Origin of the sequence: Gimesia alba (genome assembly GCF_007744675.1) — a bacterium.
GTDB lineage: Bacteria > Planctomycetota > Planctomycetia > Planctomycetales > Planctomycetaceae > Gimesia > Gimesia alba.
This window is the reverse complement of the sequence record NZ_CP036269.1, coordinates 2,459,482-2,479,645: the sequence shown is the minus strand read 5'-3', so window position 1 is coordinate 2,479,645 and position 20,164 is coordinate 2,459,482. Positions and strand designations below refer to the sequence as shown.

11 protein-coding genes are annotated in these 20,164 nt (G+C 49.7%); 9 read left to right on the top strand and 2 right to left on the bottom strand.

Features of this window, described 5'->3' with window-relative positions; all coding sequences use genetic code 11:
- Nucleotides 1-61: 61 nt before the first annotated feature.
- The 9 genes from Pan241w_RS09255 (at nucleotide 62) to Pan241w_RS09215 (ending at nucleotide 15,987) form a co-directional block, all read left to right on the top strand.
- Nucleotides 62-1,126: an NHL repeat-containing protein gene (locus Pan241w_RS09255; RefSeq protein ID WP_232107395.1), complete on the top strand. Its 1,065-nt coding sequence runs from the start codon at nucleotides 62-64 to the stop codon at nucleotides 1,124-1,126.
- 113 nt (nucleotides 1,127-1,239) lie between these two features.
- Complete coding sequence (locus tag Pan241w_RS09250; RefSeq protein ID WP_145214172.1) at nucleotides 1,240-2,013, top strand: hypothetical protein; 774 nt, start codon at nucleotides 1,240-1,242, stop codon at nucleotides 2,011-2,013.
- Nucleotides 2,014-2,505: 492 nt separating this feature from the next.
- On the top strand, nucleotides 2,506-2,811 hold the full coding sequence (locus Pan241w_RS09245) for a S24 family peptidase (RefSeq protein WP_315940513.1): 306 nt from the start codon (nucleotides 2,506-2,508) through the stop codon (nucleotides 2,809-2,811).
- 56 nt (nucleotides 2,812-2,867) lie between these two features.
- On the top strand, nucleotides 2,868-3,395 hold the full coding sequence (locus Pan241w_RS09240; RefSeq protein WP_145214166.1) for a DUF6790 family protein: 528 nt from the start codon (nucleotides 2,868-2,870) through the stop codon (nucleotides 3,393-3,395).
- Between the two features lie 56 nt (nucleotides 3,396-3,451).
- A complete protein-coding gene (locus Pan241w_RS09235; RefSeq protein ID WP_145214164.1) occupies nucleotides 3,452-3,757 on the top strand; it encodes a hypothetical protein in 306 nt (101 codons plus the stop codon).
- A 194-nt stretch (nucleotides 3,758-3,951) separates the two neighbouring features.
- Nucleotides 3,952-4,734, top strand: a complete 783-nt coding sequence (locus tag Pan241w_RS09230; RefSeq protein WP_145214161.1) for a hypothetical protein — start codon at nucleotides 3,952-3,954, stop codon at nucleotides 4,732-4,734.
- Between the two features lie 486 nt (nucleotides 4,735-5,220).
- On the top strand, nucleotides 5,221-10,284 hold the full coding sequence (locus Pan241w_RS09225) for a PAS domain-containing hybrid sensor histidine kinase/response regulator (RefSeq protein ID WP_145214157.1): 5,064 nt from the start codon (nucleotides 5,221-5,223) through the stop codon (nucleotides 10,282-10,284).
- 89 nt (nucleotides 10,285-10,373) lie between these two features.
- On the top strand, nucleotides 10,374-12,059 hold the full coding sequence (locus tag Pan241w_RS09220; RefSeq protein ID WP_198000427.1) for an HDOD domain-containing protein: 1,686 nt from the start codon (nucleotides 10,374-10,376) through the stop codon (nucleotides 12,057-12,059).
- 208 nt (nucleotides 12,060-12,267) lie between these two features.
- On the top strand, nucleotides 12,268-15,987 hold the full coding sequence (locus Pan241w_RS09215; RefSeq protein ID WP_198000426.1) for a hybrid sensor histidine kinase/response regulator: 3,720 nt from the start codon (nucleotides 12,268-12,270) through the stop codon (nucleotides 15,985-15,987).
- A 52-nt stretch (nucleotides 15,988-16,039) separates the two neighbouring features.
- Here the strand turns inward: Pan241w_RS09215 and Pan241w_RS09210 are convergent, their stop codons facing one another.
- Nucleotides 16,040-17,467 carry a DUF1552 domain-containing protein gene (locus tag Pan241w_RS09210; protein ID WP_145214146.1) on the bottom strand — a complete coding sequence of 476 codons (1,428 nt, stop codon included), beginning with the start codon at nucleotides 17,465-17,467 and terminating at the stop codon, nucleotides 16,040-16,042.
- Between the two features lie 2 nt (nucleotides 17,468-17,469).
- The gene (locus Pan241w_RS09205) at nucleotides 17,470-20,130 is read right to left on the bottom strand and encodes a DUF1592 domain-containing protein (protein WP_145214143.1); all 2,661 of its coding nucleotides are present in this window, start codon (nucleotides 20,128-20,130) and stop codon (nucleotides 17,470-17,472) included.
- Nucleotides 20,131-20,164 lie beyond the last annotated feature (34 nt).

Here is a 20,164-nt window from a genome sequence, read left to right as displayed (position 1 = left end):
CATTACCGGTTATCATGAATTCTGTTCACAATACCAGAACCATTCAGAGAAACGATCAAACATGGCGTCTTCGCATCAAAGCATGATCACCAACAATTGGAGGCAGAAATGGTTCTGCTTATGCCTGCTCTTTCTCACCGCATTGCTGATGCCAAAGTCGACACTTTTGTACGGCGGTCCGCCTCCTCAAACCATTCGATTCCTGAAAACCTGGGGCCAGCAAGGACCAAAACCGGGTGAGTTCCATTTCCCAATCGACATCGTCATTAATGCCGCTGACGAAATTTTTGTGACGGACCATCTGAATGATCGAATACAAAAGTTTGATCGGGAAGGAACGCTGTTGGCACACTTCCCTGTGTTGCCCAATCCGGGCGGCCTTGCTCTTGATAAAAGGGGGAACCTGATTTTATCACATATCGTAGCTTCGGGGTCGAGCAAGCATAAAATCGGTGATCGCATCTCTATCTATTCTCCCGCAGGGAAACTCATCCGTCAGTGGGGGGAAACGGGAAGCAAACCGGGACAGTTTAACTGTCCGGGCGGGATCGCAGTCGCTTCGAATGGCCACATCTATGTTGCTGATCAGACCAACCACCGCGTCCAGGTGTTTGATCCGAAAGGAAATTTCCTGTTTCAATGGGGAAAATACGGGAACCAACCCGGTGAGTTTGGCGGAAAGTCGTCTCAAAACTCGCGCGTGGGGGGGCCGCAGTTCATTGCCTTTGATTCGAAAGGAACGGTCTGGACAACAGAAGGCGCCAACTGCCGGATCCAACAGTTTACTGCCGACGGGAAACGAATCCAGCACTGGGGCAGCGATGCGGACCAGCCTGGCGGTTTCGGTGGTCTGTTTACCGGCTTCAAAGGCCGTCCGGCAAAAGGGCTCCTGGGACCAATCGCAGTCTGCATCGATCCGAACAATCAACTTTGGATCTCAGCAGTCAACGGACGCGTCCAACAGTTTTCGCCAGCAGGAAAGTATCTACGTGGTCTAGTGCAGGAACAGGGAGCCGGCCCTGGGCAGTTTTATGCTCCACACGGCATGGCGTTCGACAGCCAGGGTGACCTGTATGTGGTCGATGCCTATAACCATCGCATCCAAAAGTTTGAAATAAAACGTTGAGAGAATATTAGAATACAATTGTTTATATCATTTCTGTGATCAAAAGATATAATCAATTCTGTTGAATCAAAATCGGCTCAACTGTTTCCCATTTAAAATAACAGGATGCAACGATGAAATTTCTACTTCCGATTCTGTGCCTGATTCCGATCTCCACATTTGCTGAAGAATGGACGCCACCTGCAAATCCGGATCCACAGACCATTCTCAGTGAGGCCCAGGCCGATGCACGCGCAAAACGTTACGAAGTGGCGCTGGCGAAACAGGTCTGGATTCATCAAAACGCGCTCAAACATAATCCCGGGTTCTCTGGTGTTCGGTTATCGTTTGCGTTACACGCCTGGCATGACCTTGCGAAAGTTTACCCTCCTGCCCTGGATCAGCTTAGAGAAGCCCGTGATCAAGCAGCCAAAAATGTGCTTGATGGCAAACAACTCTTCAAATCGTTCCAGGAATTCGCCTCGATCAACCGCACTCTGAATGAAAACTCACTCACGGTCAACACATTCATTCAGTTAGAGCTCCAGGATAAAGCAGCCGCGAAAAAAGTCTTTCTTCTGGCAGAACCGTCCTTAATTAGAGGCCAGGAATATAAAATCTGCGGCAAATATCTTGAGCCAAAACGGTCCTATGCACTAATGCTGCAAATACGCGAATCCAATCAACGCCCGGCTAAAAAACCACAATTTGGGCCGAATATTCTGGAATTTACCAATAAAAAATTTACGAACGACATCAGCACGCTCATCGCACTGCTTGTTGTGAACGATCGTAAACAGGAAGCAAAAGAAATCGCCGTCAGCGCCAAAAAAGAGTGGGACAACGACGCCTTCCACGCCGCAATAGACAAAGCCCTGGAAGGCAACGTCCCTACCCCCTGGCCTTAAGATGGTCTATTAACGCATGTTCGATTTGATAATTCAAACTAGTCTATTCTCGCGCAGAAACAGAACAAATGAGTTATCACCATCGTGACAGAAAGAAACGCCTGAGACGGTTCCGCAGTATTTACAGGAACGGCGAAATTCAGTCGGGCCATCTGAAAATCGAACCAGTACACTTCATTCCCGAAACGATTCAGCCTGGCGACGAATTTGATTTCTGGTTCAACAATGGAAAGGATCTTTATCTAGTCACTCTCGAACGAAGTCCGACTCCGCAGATTCACTACGTCCGTACGAACCCGAGATCGCACCTTTATATCAGACTTCAGCTTGATTTTGATTATCTTTCGCCATCAGAGATCATTACAATTTTCAAATGGATTAACGAACTTGGTTTACCAGGTCATCAACGAATCAAACAGAGCAAACAAGTATCGTCACCGCTCTCATGAATCGCTCACGTAAAATCGTGATTCACAGTATCAGAAGAGAAATATCATCGGTTGGGCCACTCATTATATTGAACAACTGAAAGATAATCAGACGGTCACCTTCCGTCCCCGTGGGAATTCCATGAAAGGGAAAATTGAGTCCGGTCAACTCTGCACCGTTGCCCCCGTCGAAGAAGCCGACCTTAAGAAAGGGGATATTGTACTTTGCAAAGTCAATGGAAGCGAATACCTGCACCTCATCAAAGCCATTCAGGGCAAACGTTATCAGATCGGTAATAACATTGGCCGGATCAATGGTTGGATTACATTCAATTCGATCTATGGTAAACTGATCAAAGTCGAACCGTAGGCGTCATCAATTGATCCTGAAACATCGGACTTCACTCGCAGCATTAAGGACATCCTTTGAACACGCTCATCCCATTGGCATTGGAAAATTTCACGCTCAGCTTCCTGATTCTGGGACTACTGGCTTCCGGGATTTCACTTTTGACGAAGCCGCGTCCTCGAACAGCGGCTGTGATCATCGAAGCGTTGTTGGCTTATTTCCTGCTGTTTTCAGTCGGTTTTTCCTTCTTTTATAACTTCGTCATGCATTCCTTTTTCGGAGAGACGGCGGCCCGGTTTATCGGCTGGCAACAGAGCCCGTTTCAGTTTGAAGTTGGAACCGCCAGCCTGGGATATGCTGTCGTTGGCTTTCTGGCATTCCGAGGAAGTCTGGGAATGCGGGCTGCGGCTGTTGTAGGGCCGTCGATGTTTCTACTCGGCGCTGCGGGAGGGCATATCTATCAGATGATCACCGAACATAATTTTGCCCCTGGAAATGCCGGCATCATCTTTTATACGGATCTATTGATTCCCATCGTGGGTTTTGTGCTCTTAGGATTACACGCTCGCTGTCAGCGGTCCGCTCAAACAATTCCGCAGGCCTGAGCTCGTTTCTCCCATCGCAAACACGTATCTGACTTTCAGCTGGGATTGAAAGATCGATGGACATTGACATCCAGAAAGAACTGGCCGGAAAAAACCCGGCCCGCGTAGCGCCTCAAATCAGGCGGAATGTCAAAATCCAGAAACAGCGCGTGCAGATGCATTTGATAATGACGCTGTTCTTTCTGGCCCTTGCAAGTGCGCGTCTGATTTTCTCTTGGGTGCCGCTCTGGGTTCAACTGTTTGCGCTGATTGCCCTGCCTTTCACGGCGCTGGGAATTTACGGCGACGGACGTTTATTGAAGTACCAGAAGCAAAAACTGAAACTGATTGAAGAAATTCTGAATTCCCGGACAGAATCCTGATTTTAGATTGATCCAGTCTACTGCCTGAGCCGTTTTCACTGAGACCAGCGCAGTGTTTTCCATCAACGAAACCGGTATTCTCTAATGTATGGTAACAGCACCATTTTTTTCTGGATACAAAGGTCGTCGTGTTTCATACTAAACGTGGAATTGCTGAATTCTTCTGATCGAATTTTCCTGCGAAAGGCACAACGATGAAATCTCGCGCCCGATTGTTGTTATTGATCACACTCATTCCGATCGCCGGTTGTGCCGCGGCTGCTTCGCCTGCATTTCAAGCAGTGGTCGTTGAAATCGGCAGTGAAGCGGCTCACATGGGCTGGGACGCTTTCGTGAATCAGGTACGAATGCATAAGTTCGGCGATCAGTCTCTGGCAAAAGTGATTCGTCCGGAATATGTCGACGTTGATCCCCAGGACCAGTTACTGGGAACGCTGAATAAACCGGTCCGCGTCATCGTCAATATCGACGGCAATCCGCGCACCATCGCTGTCAATAATGCGCACGTGTTTCGGCCGTTCCCCGAAGCAGACTGGACGCTGGTATCGGAAGACGTTGCTAAAATTGAACAGGAACTCGGACTTTCCTACTGGCAGGGCTCTATTCAATCCAGTAATCGTGCCCAGCAGGTCGATCTGGAACTGCGTGTCATTCAGGAAGGAAAACGCATTCTGGGCACAGTCGCGTATCCCACCTTGGGCAACGCCGCAGCCAAGGTTAAGGGAACCATTGATGATGATGGCAAAGTGGAGTTTGAAGCATACAGTACTCTGCGCAGTTCCAAGTACGTCAAGTTTCCCTGCGTCTATTCAGGCAAGCTGAATGAGGGAGAGATGAAAGGAGTCTGGACAACCGACGGTGCAAAGCGAGAACTCAAAGGCCGGTTCACACTGCATCACATTGAAAAACAGACCGAAGTCCGCGAGATTGATCTGGCAAAAGAAAAACAGGAACCGAGTCCAGCGAACTCACAATAAGAAATGAGTCGCTTCGTCACTCTCAGCTTTCAATCATTCATGCAATGCGAATCACATTGACACGTCAATCGCTGTCTTGAAATTGGCTGTGCCATCACCTGCCAGCCATTTCCATTTAGAATGCCTGCTCTCTCATTTCCAACAGAAATACCTCGCGCTCCGGACTTCCCCACCGTTCTGTGTCAACTTGAGGCATCTCCCTCTATTCGTCTCAACTTCAATTCCTGCTACCTGTTGCATACCAATCTACAATCAGCGCGTGTGAGGAAAAACACTCTAACTGAGGGGGAAAACCTGTTTTTCCCTGCGCATTCTGGAACTCTGACCTAAATTTGGGAGGGAGGCGGTAACGGTACAGAGTCACACCGTCTCCATCAGAGTCTTTCTGGATAACCAGATAAAAGTGAGTAACAAGCCTCACTCAACAATCTTTATCAATATCTGAGAACAATTTTTTGCTCTCATTTTTTCATATAAGAATCAGCCATGTCTTTACGTTTCAAAACGAACTATCGAATCCGGCTTTTCATCCCGACACTCATCTTGGGGATGATTGTTTTTGGTGCGAACTCGTCTCCCCAAGCCGCTGAGTCAAAAACGGAATTGAATTTGAACAAGGCTGGGGAATGTGCCAACGGCCTTTGTCAAAAATCTTCTTCCACAGCCGCGCTGAGTGCCGAAGGACCGGGAACGTTTTTCACAAAGCTGTTCGACACGAGCGACTTCCCGGCACGCTGGTACTGCGGTAGCTGGTCCTCAGACGTCGGCTGGCTACATATCATTTCTGACATCGCCATCTTCGCTGCCTACTTCGCGATTCCGGTTGTGCTGCTCTATTTTTTACTGCAACGCAAAGATTTGCCCTTCCCCAAAATCATCTGGTTATTTGCAGCTTTTATTATGTTTTGTGGTTTCGGACATCTGATCGAGGCTGGCATCTTCTGGTGGCCCGTGTATCGGTTTTCTGGACTGATCAAAGCATGCACTGCCATCGTCTCCCTGATTACCGTCCTGGTATTAATTCGTCTGGTCCCGGAAGCCTTGAAATTTCCTTCGGCAGTCTTGCTTGCCAAGGAACTACAACGGAGTAAAGAACGGCTCGATTTTGCTCTCGAGTCTGGACAGATTGGTGTCTGGGAATGGAATTTAAAGACTGATAGGCTCTCATGGGATCGGAAAACCAGAGAGATTTTCGACATTGATCTGGAACAGACGGAACTTTGTTTCGAAGATTTCAGTAAACGGCTACATCCGGAGGATCGAGCGCGAGTCATTTCCCGAATGAAGGAATGTACTGAGACCAGACAGACTTTTAACGAACAATACCGGGTGATCTATGACAATGGTTCCGTGCATTATGTGCAGTCACAAGGAAGAGTTGTTTTAGGAGATGATGACCAGCCGGAGCAGTTTATCGGCGTCTGTCACGATTTCACAGAAAAACAACTTCAGGAAAATGCACTACTCGAAAGCGAACAGAATTTTCGCAGTACGTTTGAGCAAGTCGCGATGGGAATCGCGCATGTCGCGCCAGACGGTCACTGGTTGCGCGTGAATAGTGGACTCTCTGAAATTGTCGGTTACAGCAGTGAGGAACTTCTGGAACTAACATACCAGGACATCACACACCCGGATGATTTAGAAGCCGATCTGAACAATGTCGAACAATTGATTGCAGGGAATATAGAATCATTTTCGCTGGAGAAACGATATCTCCATAAAAACGGAGCACCGATCTGGACCAACCTGACCGTCTCACTCGTGCGGCACTCCTCGGGTGAACCAAAGCATTTCATTTCGGTCATCGAGAACATTCAAAGACGCAAAGAAGTGGAAGCGTCTCTCGAGATGTACAACCAAAAAGTCAAAAAGCTGTCTCTGGTTGCCAGTAAGACAAAACACCCGGTCATCATTTGTGATGCCCAGGGTAAAATCGAATGGGTTAATGATGCCTTCACCGATTTAACCTGCTATTCATTGAACGATGTCATTGAGAAACATCTGACAGAAATTCTGCACGGCCCAAACACCAATTATGAAATCATGGCGGATCTCAGATACCACATCGAATTAAAAGAAAGTGTTGCTACCGAAATCGCCATTTATGACCGTGAAGGATACGAATACTGGATTGAGCTCAAAATCGACACGGTATTAGGTGATGACGGCGAACTCCTGAATTTCATCGCCACTCAAATCGACGTTACTGCACGTAAACATTCTGAAATTGCCCTAAGAAAGGCCAACGCCCAGTTCAACAAGTTACTGCAAGCCGATATTCTGGGAATTATGATATGCCGTTTCGAAGGGAGAATCGAACAGGCAAATGATGAATTACTGCGGATTCTGGGTTATACACCTGAAGATCTTGATGCAGGCCTGATCGATCTCAAAGCCTTAACTCCTCCGGAATGGCTGGAATGCGATCAGGCAGTACGACGCGAAATTGCGGAAACAGGCGCTGCAAAACCGGTAGAAAAAGAATTTTTCCGTAAGGATGGAACGCGTGTGCCGGTTGTATTTGGAGTTACTCAGTTGGATGAAGCAGACGATTTATGTCTCTGTTTTGTCCTGGATGCAGCTACCCAGAAACAGAAAGAGGAGGAAGCCGCACAGCGTTCACATGAATTGCAAATCGCCACTGAGAAAAGTAAAGCAAACGAAAGACGCATCGAAGCAATTGTGAATACCGCCGTCGACCCCATCATCACCATTTCCGGTACTGGTAAGATCAAATCATTCAACCCGGCAGCAGAACGGCTGTTTGGTTATGCGGCCTCCGAAATTCTGGAACAAAATATCAAACTGCTCATGCCGTCTCCCTATCGCGAAGAGCACGATGGCTACCTGGCCCGTTACCTGGCAACCGGAAAGCAAAATGTCATCGGCAGCGGTCGCGAAGCGGTCGGACAACGTAAAGACGGAACTACCTTCCCGCTGCATCTTTCAGTAAGTCAGGTCGTCGTAGAAAACAGCGGAAAAGACAAAGAAATTCTCTTCACCGGCATCATTCGCGACTTGACCGAGCAAAAACAGAAAGAAGCTGAAGCCGAAGAACGCACGCGTGAACTGCAAATCGCCACGGAGAAAAGTAAATCCAACGAACGCCGCATCGAAGCAATTGTGAATACCGCCGTCGACCCCATCATTACCATTTCCGGTATCGGCAAGATCAAATCATTCAACCCGGCAGCAGAACGGCTGTTTGGTTACACGGCTTCAGAAATTCTGGAACAAAATATCAAACTGCTCATGCCATCTCCCTATCGTGAAGAACACGATGGCTACCTGGCTCGTTACCTGGCAACCGGAAAACAAAATGTCATCGGCAGCGGTCGCGAAGCAGTCGGACAACGTAAAGACGGAACGACCTTCCCGCTGCATCTTTCAGTGAGTCAGGTCGTCGTAGAAAACAGCGGAAAAGACAAAGAAATTCTCTTCACGGGCATCATTCGCGACTTGACCGAACAGAAACAAAAAGAAGCTGAAGCCGCAGAACGCACACGCGAATTGCAAATCGCTACGGAGAAAAGTAAATCTAACGAACGTCGCGCTGAATTGGCAAACAGGACAAAAAGTGACTTTCTTGCGAACATGAGCCATGAGCTCCGCACCCCCCTCAATGGAGTCATCGGGATGACGGAACTGCTGGCCGGTACGAATCTCAGTCAAAGGCAACAGGAATTTGTGGACGCCTGTCGGAACAGCGGCGAATCATTACTCAAGTTGATCAACGATATCCTGGACTTTTCCAAAATCGAAGCCGGTAAGTTAGAACTCGACCTGCATGATTTCGACCTGGAAAACCTGGTTATGGATACCGTGCGCACCATGGTTTGGCGTACCGCAGAAAAGAAACTCGAACTGCCTTGTTACGTTCATCCCGAGTCACGCTTAGTCCTGAAAGGCGACAGCTATCGCCTGCGACAGATTCTGGTCAATCTGGTGGGGAATGCGATCAAATTCACGGACACGGGAGAAATCTTTGTTCGTGCTGAACCCGTTTCGCGTCAGGATGATCAAATCAACATCCGTTTCTCTGTCACCGACACAGGAATCGGTATCGAAGAAGATAAACTCAACCGATTATTTCAGTCGTTCTCACAAGTGGATGCTTCGACAACCAGACATTATGGAGGAACCGGCTTAGGACTGGTCATTTCACAAAATCTGGTCGAACTGATGGGTGGTGAGATTGGGATTGAAAGCCAACGGGGAGTCGGGTCTACATTCTGGTTTGAAATTCCATTTACAGTCGTTTCCGAATCAACGGTAGACTTACCCCTTGAATCACCGATTGCAGGCAAACGAACACTCATTGTTGAAGACAACGAGACAAAACGAACGATTATTCAGACATATATGACGGAATGGAACATTGAATCGGTCGGAACGGCCTCGGTCGATGAAGCCCTGGCTGCGATCGACGAAGCGAATGCCGAGAACAAGCCCTTCGATGTGATCGTGACAGACTTTGATATGCCACACAGAAATGGTCTGGATCTGGCAGAAGCCCTCAAAGATTCACCGGAAAAAATGGTTTTGCTTCTCAGCACAACAAACGTCGATTTTACCGACCGCGAACTGATGGAGTACGGCATTGATATGATACTCCGCAAGCCAATCCAGCGTCATAAACTGTACGAGATGATCTGTAGTTTATTTGCGAACGGTGGTGAAAAACAGTTTGTAAGTCTCTCCAATAATGAACCTGCCAATCAGACTGCAAAAAAACTGCCCACCACTCGTATCCTGCTGGCAGAAGATAACAACATCAACTTGATGTATGTCACAGAGTTGATGAATCAACTGGGTTGTATGTGCGATACGGCAACAAACGGTCTTGAAGCAGTCGAAGCGGTTCAACAACATGAATATGACCTGATTCTGATGGACTGCCAAATGCCTGAGTTAGATGGATTTGGAGCAACACGACAAATTCGACAGTTAGAATCTGATGGCACATTGAAAGGCCACATCCCTATTGTTGCCCTGACCGCCAATGCCATCAAGGGAGATCGCGAACGCTGCTTTGAGTCTGGCATGGATGAATACCTCAGTAAACCCGTCCAGAAAAATCAAATCATCAATGTACTCGAACGAATACTTAGACAGAAAGAAGTCGCTGTGATCGAAACGACCCACGCCAATACTGAACTTACAAATGAAGAAAAATCTTCGACTCCCCCTCCGATTGACGCCGCGCTCTTACTGGAACGCTGCTTTGGAAGCCTTGAACTCGCTGGATCACTATTAGATGAACTGGAAACGACGGGACGAGATCGGGTAAAGGAAATTCAGCAACAAGCTGAAGTCTCAGATGCCCAGGCGCTGGCGCTGGCAGCACATTCACTCAAAGGCGCAACCGGTATTCTATGTGCTTCATCACTACTGAAATTATCTGAAGAAATTGAACTCGCAGGTCACGAAGCAAATCTGGAAGGGATCGAAGCCCTCATTGATGACATTTCCAATGAAATGGAACGCTGTCTGGACAACATCCCACAACTGCGAGAAGAGATGCGGTTAATTAAAGAAGGTGATGTGTAATTCAATGAACAGTTCTAAACGAACCGTTGTGTGACACATTAAGTTAATCTATTCAATCAGCAGCGGAAATGCTGCTACTGGAACGAATCATGAGTGCTACATCTCAAACAATGGAATTTCGCGCATTAGTCGCCGATGACGATAAAATCGTTTGTCGTATGGTTTCTTATGCGCTGACTCAGGAAGGTTTCATCTGTAATACGGCGACTGATGGAGTCCATGCACTGGCTTTACTCAACCAAAAGCCGTACGACCTCGTCATGACAGACTTGCACATGCCGAACAAGAATGGACATTCTCTCGCGGTCGAATTGCTGGAACAAGAATTCCGTCCTGTGGTGATGGTTCATACTGCGATTAAAGATCCCAATTTAACGAGAGACATGACTTTACGTGGAGTCGATGACATTTCTTTCAAACCGACCGATTATGAACTACTGGCATCTAAAGCGCGCGGCCTGGCGGAACGACGTCGTGAAAAACGGGAAGGTGAAGACATCAGTCCCAATAAGGCCAATTTAGAAAATAAAAAAAACACAAATGAAATGCTGCCTGTCAAAAGCAATCTGACAAACGGAATTCGGATTTCACCGACCAAAGTCTATCAACACATGTCCCAACTTGACACTTTTTTCCCTCTGTCTCACGTTCCCTTTGATGTGTACTCGCTGGCTTCGCGGGAAAATGTCAGTGTGGAGGAACTCGCTCAACTCATTGAGCAGGATGAAGCCCTGACAACGGAAATTCTCAATCTTGCGAATTCAGATGATAGTATCTCTGAGAGCAATGAAACGGTCGATCTGGAAAAGGCGATCTTACTACTGGGATGCCAACGGATTGGAGAGCTGGCCATCATGTCGGGTGCGAAACTGGCGTTGACCAGCTGCAGCGCGCCCTGGATCAATTGTGATCTGCTCTGGAAACGAAGTCTGGCCGCCAGTAAAACCGTTCGAATCATTGAAAAGACGCAGTTCACCAATTCCGATGGCTCTGCATTTCTGTGTGCATTACTCCATCCGATCGGTCGCATTATTCTGGCAACACTCTTCCCGGAAGAACATCGTGAATTGACAGAACACTGCCAGGCAACCGGCGAGTCACTTGATTTAGCAGAAGAAGCCGCTTTTGGTCTCTCTTATGGACAGATTGCTGCCCGTTTTTGCTCAACGTGGCGCATTCCTGCAACATCCAGATTACCGTTAGAACATCTCACCCGTACGTTTGATGAAATGATTTCTTTACCCGATCCTGCACGTCAAAATATCGAAATCGTCAAGCTTTCACTGCTGCTTTCACGGATTGCAATGTCGCTGTGGGAGCCCTGTGATATTATTGATATCCCTCGCAGAGCCGTATTAAATAAACTGAATATGCCTTCGGTCCAGAGAACACTTGGCTTAATTCAAGAAGCATGTATTTTTGAAAGTCTCCCCCAGCCGCTTCAACCGGATTTGGAGTCAGACCAGATTTTACCGAAGATCGCAACACTGATTGAATATATTTCCACAGCCGCAACCACGTCAGACTTACTATTCCCCCTGCTCAACTCACTCGGCCTGAATATTCATGATCAACAACTCGAACTAGCCCACTTGAATCTGATTGACGGCGTCTCGCTGGGCAATAAACATCTTCGCGAGTTTATCGAATCACAGAACTTGCCTGATTCCGTTGGCATCGTTCGCCATTACAAAGATGCTTCTCTGTTTAAGCCTGGTGCTGCAATCTGCCTGCCCACTACCGTCCAAAAGCTGTTCACATTTTTCACAAGTTAAATTGAATTCCCAAGCTCGACCTGATTCGAATTCCTGGAAGATTTCATTCTTGATCTGCTCATCTAGATGTCGACTCTAAGCCCCCATCTGCTATAGAAATCGGCAAGCCTTTCTCATGAGTAGGTTCTTGTCATTTTTTTGGCAGACAGTATCCATTTCTGCTGATCATGGGCTTTCTTCCCTCCCACCGAAGCTTATACTGTTTATCATGAAAGCAAGCCTGATCATCTTCTTTCTTGGTCTGACGGTAAGCATCCTGCTCCCCTGGAGCATAGATCGTCAGATAACGGCACCCAAATTTGAAGAACAACCAGAACAGACGCACCGCAGCCGTGATAAGCGGCTCTCAAATACACCTGCGCTGGCCGAACGGCCCGACTTCGAGCGGGCGGTAGAAATTGGCGCTGAGTTATCCGGAGCCTGTTTGCAGGACCGGGACGGGTATATCTGGATTGGCACTTTTGGAGGTGGACTCTATCGCTATGACAGCCGTCACCTCAAACGATTTTCCGCCAGTTCCGGTGAGCTGACTGGCAGTAATGTCACGTCTCTCTACGAAGATTTAGACGGTGTGATCTGGATCGGTACGCTCAGCGGCTTGAATCGGTATGACAAAAACACCGGGCGTTTTTCTCACGTTCCCATCCCCGCAGGTCCCCACCATTCAGGCAAAGCAGGCATCTGGATACTGCAGGGAGCTGAAAACGGCCAACTTTGGATCGGCACAAACGGTGAAGGACTGCTGAAGTTCAATCCAGCAACAAACGAGGTGCTGTGTTACCGTCATTCCAATCAGGATGCCAATACGATCCCACATGATAATGTTTACAAAATTGCCAAAGACCACAATGGAAAACTGTTACTGGCAACGTTCGGCGGAGGTGCCGCCCGCTTCGATCCGGCATCAGGCAAAGTCGATCTGCACATTGGTGTGACTGATGGACTCAATAGCTCTCAAGTCTGGTCGATCTTTGAGGACAGCCAACAAAGGCTATGGATCGGTACCCAGGAAGGACTGGATCGTTTTGATCCCCGGTCCCGCGACATGACTCATTTTCCGTTTGAACCAAACAACCCTCATACTCTGGGCGGCCCTGTTGTCACCAGCGTGCATGAAGATCGAGAGGGTGCGCTCTGGATCACCACTTTTAATGGCGTGGCCAGACTGTCACGCCTTGATCCGGATCAGAGTACCTTTACCCGCTTCGGCCCCACTTCGGGTGGACTCTCTCAGCGTGGTGCCCGCACTGTTTTCGAAGATGCATCAGGAATTTTCTGGATTGTGAGCCTGGATGGGCTGGTCAAATTCGACCCCAATAGCATGGGATTCGATCTGGCAACACTGGGAAGCGGACTACTTCCCATTTATGAAGATCAAGCAGGAACCATGTGGCTCGGTACAATCGCAGGGCTTCGAAAATTCGATCAAAAAAAAGGGACTGCGACGCCTGTCGCCGATTCACAACTGAAAAACCAGCTCGTCTCCGCTTTCGCCGAAGACAGTCGCCAACAGTTCTGGATTGCCATCTATGGCGGCGATCTGCTCCACTTTGATCGAAAGTCAGAGCAAGTTCTAGCCCGCTACAGCCACGACCCTGCTGACCCGCAAAGTCTCCCCGCATCCAACTGCATCCGCCGCATTATGGAAGACAATCTCCACCCCGGTTCGCTCTGGCTCTTGACCCAGGGGGGAGGCCTGGCTCACTTCGATACCCAAACCGGAAAAGCAACACGCTTTGTCCACGATCCTAAAAACCCGGCAAGTCTTGCCAACAATACAGCCAGCTATGGCGCATTGCATCAGGACGATGATGGAACACTCTGGATCGGAACGGACAACGGTCTGGATCGATTGCAGAAGAATGCCACCAACTTCGACCATTACTGGCACGGGGCAGAGAGCTCGGGCGGCCTGCATTCCGGCGTCATCCAATCGATTCATCGAGATCATAAAGGTGCGCTCTGGATCGCGACGTCTGATGGACTACATCGTTTTATCGACGAAGAACAGGGGACCTTCGAACGCTTTAGTGTTGAAGACGGCCTCTCGGACAATATGATCCTCGGCATACTGGAAAACGGAGACCGACTGTGGTTGAGTACGGCCAATGGTCTGACCGCCTTTGATCCAACAGGAAAGCGTCCCCCCCAGGTGTTCGGGCGGGAAGAAGGCTTGCAGGGAGATTCATTTCTGTTAACCTCATTTCACAAAACCCGGGACGGCGAATTCTGGTTTGGTGGCCCGCGCGGCGTGACTCACTTCCGTCCGGAGAAACTCAAGGCCAATGACTATATACCACCGGTGGTCCTGACCAGCCTGACCCAGGCGCAGGTTCCCATGCCTCTGGATGCCGCTCCCAGTCGAGTGCACAATATCGAACTCGCGTGGCCCAAAAATTATTTTGAATTTGAAGCAGCCGCCTTAAGCTATTCAATGCCCGGCCTGAATCGTTACCGGTTTAAACTCGAAGGCTTTGACACAGACTGGTTTGAATCACAGGATGGCTCAGGTCGTTACACCGGTTTGCCGGGCGGTCAATACCTGCTACGCATTCAGGGATCGAATAATTCTGGTCTCTGGAATGAAGCGGGAGTCTCGCTCGGTATCACTGTGCATCCCCCCTTCTGGCAAACGCGTTGGTTTCGAACGCTCGCTTTAGTCCTGGCAACGGTATTGATTGCTGGAACCGTCAGATACGTGGAGGTCCTGCGTTATGAAGTACTCCAGCGCCGTAGTGCGGAACGCAAACGGGATCAGGCAGAAGACCGCATGCGTGAAGCCACGAAAATGGAAGCATTAGGTCGCCTTGCCGGTGGTGTCGCACATGACTTTAACAACCTCCTGACTGTCATTACGTGTGAACTGGAACTGGCTAACCTTCAACTTGCAGAACAACCAAACGACGAAATCAAACCCGTACTAGATTCCATCGAGGAAGCCGCCGAACGGGGAACGGAATTGACACGACAATTACTGACATTCAGCTCCAACCGCTCATCGAATCGGCAGCTGATTCACTACAATGAACTCATCAACCAGACACTCCCCTTCTTTTCCCGGGTCCTCGGCGAAGATATTCAAATTGAATGCGATCTGGAGGAGCCACTGGGATTTGTATTGGCAGACTCCGGAAATCTGCATCAGATTCTCATGAATCTGGTGGTCAATGCGCGACATGCGATGGCCGAGGGAGGCACGCTGACCTTTTCCACATTCGAACAAACGATTCCCCAATCAGAGAGCACTCCGGGACAGCCTGCTGGAGATTATATCGGACTCTCGGTCCGGGATACGGGCTGCGGGATGGACGAAAAAACGAAGCAGCGCATTTTCGATCCCTTTTTCACAACAAAAAGACATGGCGAAGGAACAGGGCTGGGACTGACCTCAGTCAAAGAGATTGTCGAGCTCCATGGAGGTTTCATCGAATTGGAGAGTACACCGGGAGTCGGAACCTGCTTTCGATTATTTCTTCCCAAATCCGATAGTCAAAGCATCGAGCAGCCCATCCTGACAAAACAGACCACTCCACAGAAAGTATCTGGTACGATCCTGCTGATTGAAGACGACCGGAGGGTCAGCAAAGCGCTGCGGGACATGCTGGAACGGGATGGTTATCAGGTCATCGAAGCGGAAAACGCGACCAAGGCACTGGCGATCTGGAAAGAAACACCGTCACACTTTATCGCAGTCGTCTCTGATGTCGTATTACCAGACCTGAATGGCGATGGCGTGGTAGAAAAAATCAGAGAGGAACGCCCCGAAATTCCGGTCCTCTTCATTTCAGGCTATACTCCCAAACAGGTGCAGTTGAACCCCAGCGGTTCAGGTCCCTGGAAAGTGCTTCACAAACCAATCCAGCGAGAAAGCCTGTTGCGTGAATTGTCGGAGCTACTCGTAGAATCTGATCAGCAGGTAATCAGCTAAAACCTTTATAAATAGTACTCACGTTGAATCTTCAATGAATCCCATACAGTCCTTAAGCCCGGATCGAATCGATGGAATTTGACTCGCGTTTCAGAGGGCCGAGCCGGTCTTTGACATCCATTCCCGCCAGCATCGTATTGTAAACATCGATCCCTTCCGCCCCGACATCCATGATTTCACCCGTTTTGAATCGGCCATTGGCGCCGGTAATCGCGTGGAATACACCCGACAATTCGCGTTTCACATCATTGTGACGGCCATCGCCTGACTCGGTAGAAATCGTAATCAGCGAATTTTCCAGAATCGTTCGCCCATTGGCCTCTCTGGAATCAGCATCATTCAGCCGTTGCAGGAAGTAAGCGATCTCACGCATCTTCATATGGGCATGCGCCCGCAGTGCTTCATTTTTCTTCTTCTCGTTGAACTTGTGCCACCATTCGTGGCTGCAGCCCTTGTCACCCGAAGCCTTCTGCTGGCGGGCATCATCAAAATGCCAGATTTTTTTGCCGTCATATTCATAGTCGCCCGTCAATCGAATCCGTTCTCCCGCGGCCAGAAAAGTCAGCGCCCCAAACCGGGTCCGATCCATTTGAATTGCCAGTGCATACAAGTCGGCCATCAAACGCCATTCAGTCGACAGTTCATCCAGCGTGATATCAACGCCCATCCCACCGGGGTCTGCCGGACCGCCGTGAAGAATCTGTGAACGGGGTGGCAGCTTTGGTGCGTTCGGATTTTTGTTCTTTAAAGCAAAGGCACGCTGTTCGAATTCACGAATGCGATCAAGGTGATCGGCAACGCGCGACTTGGAAGCGGACCCGAGTGGCGAATTCGCGCCGGTATAATACTTGTAGTCCGCAACGACCGAATCCAGCACACTCCGCTTGAGCCGTTTGCGTCTCACATCCGATTCATCACCCGAGAGTGCAATCGAACCAAAGACCCGATCAAACAGATCGCGTGGTTTTTCCTGCATTGTGGCGGCGACAGTACAATCCTGATTATAACTATGCACATAACGTCCCACGCGACTGCGCCGGAAAAACGTTCCCCCAATCAATGTCGGCACCATACCGGTGGGTAAGCCTTTTGGATAGTGAGTTTTACGAATCACCTGATCGATCGAAGGCCCTCCTGACCGCGCCTCGCCATTGGGAGGTTCGGCTGTAAACGCACCGGAGGCACCATCGTAGTGTGCGTTGATCCCCTTCTCATCACAGCGGATCTGGTCGACGTTCCGCATAATCAGCAGTTTGTCTTTTAACGGCTTGAGCGGTTCCATCACGCCCTCATAACCTTCGGTCTGCAGTGGCGCGGGTATCCCCAGCCCAAAGAAGACGTTGAATGCCCTGACTGGGACCGTTTTCTCGGGAGCTGCTGCTACCGGGGAATCCAGCATTTCTTCCAGTAACGGCAGTCCTATCGTCGCTGCCCCCATGCTCCGGAGCAGTGTCCGCCGGTTGATCGCTCGTTTCATCATTCTCACTTCTCCGATGAATGGGGTTCCGTTTTTGTCTTCAGCACCAGATCACTCAATACAATCGCGGTCATCAAACTGGCATAGGTGCCCCCATTTTTCTGGGTGGCTTGATGAATCTGATCCAGTATCCGCGCGTCTGCCGCAACCAGGGGCCGACCTAATGCAAATTGCGTGACTTTCCAGGTAATCGATTTCTGAACCCGCGGACTCTCTGCCAGCAGATTCATCAACGCAGCACTTGTCTGATAAGCAACCGGTTTTGCCGCGCCGGGAAACAATATTTCTCCATCCTCACGTAATTGATTGCCATGTTCGTCTTTTTCATGAAAGGCTCCCAGGCCGTCGAACTTCTCCAGACCGAATGCCAGCGGCTCAAATCGGATATGGCAACCACTGCAGGATTCATTTGCCAGCCGCTGTTCTGCAATCCGACGTTGGGACAATCCCGGCTTCGAAGGCACAGGCGTGATGTCAAGACCGGGCGGCGGATCTTTCACAACACCACGCAGGACTCCCTGCATCACAAACAAACCTCGCGTGACCATAGACGCTTCGTCTCCTCCTACCGTCAGCACGCTTCCCTGTGTGAGCAAGCCTCCCCTTGCCGGAATGGAAGACAGATCATAGCGTTTGAGTCCGGGACCTTTCGGCTTGAGACCATAGTGGGCTGCGAGATCAGGCGTGGCAAAAGTCAGCTGGGCGTTCAACAGATCTGCCAGTGGCCGGTTCTGCTCCCAGATGATCTCTTTGAAAAAGGCCTGTGTTTCTTCGCGCATGTCGGCTGCAAGTGCTTCGTTCCAGTTCGGAAACTTCTTACGATCAGGACGAAGATTGTCCAGCCGATCCAGATTCAACCATTCCGAAAGAAACTGCAAAGAACGATTCACGGCCCGCGGGTCCTGTAACATCCGGCGTGCCTGTTTTTCAATCAGGCCGCGGTCGTGCAGTTCGCCCGCGTCGGCCGCCCGCATCAGTTCCCGGTCCGGTGGTCCGCCCCAGATGATATAGCTCATGCGAGATGCGAGCTCGTACTCATCCACGGGCCAGGCACTGCCATCGCCGCGTTGATTTTCGATCCGGTAAATGAACCGGGGCGACTGCAACATCGCTTCAATTGTCAGACGGACTGCTTCCTGGTAATCGCCACCTGCACTGGCCACCGTTGTTGCAATGCCGCTATATGTCGTCACCTCACGATCATCGAGCGGCCCGCGCAAAATCCATTTCCCCATGTCGGCGATGAACTTTCGCATCGTATCATCGGTGGAAAGTTTCCGGCTTTTCGAAAAGCGCGACGCAAACTTCATCACATCCATTCGATCTACTATGATCTCGGCGAGGCGGGCATAGATCTCCACATGTTTGAGATCCACATTGAGATTATAAGCCGTATTGCTGAAGCCATCGGCCCGCAAGTCAGGAGGTAACAGCGCATGGGCTTCCTGAGCAATATCTACGCCGACCGCACTTCGGACAGTTTCGATATACTCGGGAATCGTCAGTCGCTGTAACCAGACTGCCCCCGCGCGGCCCTCATACACATAAACGGCCGGATCAATCAGTTCGACCGACCAGACCGCCCCCTTGTCAATCCACTGTTTGAGTATGTTTTTCTCCTGATTCGTCAGCGGCTCTCCCTCCGGAGGCATCGCCCCGGATTTGATCTGTTCCCACAACAGGCTGTCCCCGGTTTTTCCGGGGACAATTGCTTTTCCGCTTTCTCCCCCCGCAAAGGCGGCCGCCTTACGTGATAAATCGAGCCGACCTTTCTTCGCTGCCGAATCGTGACAATCCAGGCAGTTCCGTGCGAGTAACGGAGCGACCTGCGTTTCAAACTCATACCGTGCCTGTGCCGCGGCAAGCGCTGCTTTGGTTTGTGCGCTGTCCACCTTTGATGTCGCTCCCGCCCGGAAATTCTGTTTCACTTCACCGTCGGTTAAGGCCCGACTGAAAAGCGCCACCAGATGCAATTCACCCAACCAGGGACGATCTCCCGTCTTTTCATTTGCCAGGATCAGACCAAAATCTTTGTCCCAGTTTCTGAGTTTGCCGAAGACCTTCTGCTTAGCCTGTTGCTGCCCATTGATATAAATCCGGGCAGTCCCTCCCGCATCACGGGTATAAACGACATGCGTCAACACGGTTTTCACAAATTTGTCTGGTGTCGCGGTGGAAGGATTTCCATTCACACTGGTCGAAGTCGTGCGTAATCGTACGTCATACTGTTTCCCTTCCTGTCCCAGTGTCAGATTTCTTTTACTGGGATTTCCGGAAAGAGAAATGATCCGAGCTGGACCTTTCTGTCGATCGTTCGCAGGCTTGAGCCATGCTTCAACGGTCAAGCCATTCGCCCGTTTGATCGAGTTAATAATTTTCCTGGCTGGTATCGTCGAACTGATTTTTGTGGACTTCCGAACGACCAGTGCTCCCTTCTTCCAATGCACGGCGGCTGGCTTCTCAATTTTCAAATCGAGCGGCTGCCCGACACCAGAACGATCGCGGACCACGTCTCCCTTTCCAGCATCAAATGTGTACAAGACCTGCAGATCACGGGAAACGCGGGGAGTCGCAGCGGGAAGAGAACCAAGAGACACAGATAAGAACAGCAGCAAACAGACAAGAATACGATTCCCGCTGATAAAATGTTTCAGTGTCGAGGTCATCACATGGTCCTTGTCGTTTGTTTGATACCAACTT

Bases quoted from the DNA above. Each gene is read 5' to 3' on its own strand.
- Pan241w_RS09205 (WP_145214143.1), bottom strand. From the start codon at position 20,130: ATGACCTCGACACTGAAACATTTTATCAGCGGGAATCGTATTCTTGTC.
- Pan241w_RS09215 (WP_198000426.1), top strand. From the start codon at position 12,268: ATGAAAGCAAGCCTGATCATCTTCTTTCTTGGTCTGACGGTAAGCATC.
- Pan241w_RS09235 (WP_145214164.1), top strand. From the start codon at position 3,452: ATGGACATTGACATCCAGAAAGAACTGGCCGGAAAAAACCCGGCCCGC.
- Pan241w_RS09250 (WP_145214172.1), top strand. From the start codon at position 1,240: ATGAAATTTCTACTTCCGATTCTGTGCCTGATTCCGATCTCCACATTT.
- Pan241w_RS09225 (WP_145214157.1), top strand. From the start codon at position 5,221: ATGTCTTTACGTTTCAAAACGAACTATCGAATCCGGCTTTTCATCCCG.
- Pan241w_RS09230 (WP_145214161.1), top strand. From the start codon at position 3,952: ATGAAATCTCGCGCCCGATTGTTGTTATTGATCACACTCATTCCGATC.
- Pan241w_RS09220 (WP_198000427.1), top strand. From the start codon at position 10,374: ATGAGTGCTACATCTCAAACAATGGAATTTCGCGCATTAGTCGCCGAT.
- Pan241w_RS09210 (WP_145214146.1), bottom strand. From the start codon at position 17,467: ATGATGAAACGAGCGATCAACCGGCGGACACTGCTCCGGAGCATGGGG.
- Pan241w_RS09255 (WP_232107395.1), top strand. From the start codon at position 62: ATGGCGTCTTCGCATCAAAGCATGATCACCAACAATTGGAGGCAGAAA.